This window comes from Thiosulfatihalobacter marinus, assembly GCF_016019955.1.
GTDB classification, from domain to species: Bacteria; Pseudomonadota; Alphaproteobacteria; order Rhodobacterales; family Rhodobacteraceae; genus Shimia; species Shimia marinus_A.
In genome coordinates this window covers 1-649 of the sequence record NZ_JAECRZ010000050.1, presented here as the reverse complement: position 1 = coordinate 649, position 649 = coordinate 1, and the positions used below count along the sequence as shown (strand labels likewise).

Sequence of the window (649 nt, the reverse complement as noted above, 5' to 3'; positions counted from 1 at the left end):
GGCTGGCTGGTTCGGGGCCGCTTGTAGATCGCCTCCAGGCCCATCTTCGCCATCAGTCGTCGGATACGATGTCGGCCAGCTACGATGCCGTCCCGGCGCAGATAGGCGGCGATCTGGCGCGACCCGAAGAACGGGTATTTGGTGAACACCCGGTCGATCTGCTTCATCAGCGCAAGCGTCGCCGCGTCAATCCCGATCGACGTGTAGTAGAACGCTGACCGGCTCAGGTTCACCAGCTTGCACTGTTGGCTGATGCTCAGATCGGGATGGTTGCGGCGGATCATCGCTTTCTTCTTTGCCGGGCTCATCGTTTGAGCCCTTCCAACAAAAAATCGTTCTCGACCGCCAACCTCCCGATCTTGGCGTGCAGCTCTTTCACCTCCGCCTCGCTCGGGCCTTCGGGTTTGCCGCCCCGAGCGAACACATCCGCCATGCCTTCGACCGCCTGGCGCTTCCATGTGCTCACCTGGTTCGGATGCACCTGGTGCCGCGCTGCGATCTCCTGGATCGTCTTGTCGCCACGCAGAGCCTCAAGCGCGACTTTGGCTTTGAACTGATCTGTAAACTTCCGGCGTTTCGCCATCTCGTATCCCTCCAAAAAGTTCGGGATACACCTTAGCTAACTGTCCGGATTTCCGGGACCACTTCA

At 59.6% G+C, this 649-nt stretch carries 2 protein-coding genes; both read right to left on the bottom strand.

The genetic code is table 11. From position 1 onward, the window contains the following. The coding region (locus tag I3253_RS20340) for an IS3 family transposase (protein ID WP_197919605.1) at positions 1-308 on the bottom strand (308 nt) is incomplete at its 3' end. Then, complete coding sequence (locus tag I3253_RS20335) at positions 305-583, bottom strand: transposase (protein WP_197919604.1); 279 nt, start codon at positions 581-583, stop codon at positions 305-307. The genes I3253_RS20335 and I3253_RS20340, both read right to left, overlap by 4 nt. Positions 584-649 lie beyond the last annotated feature (66 nt).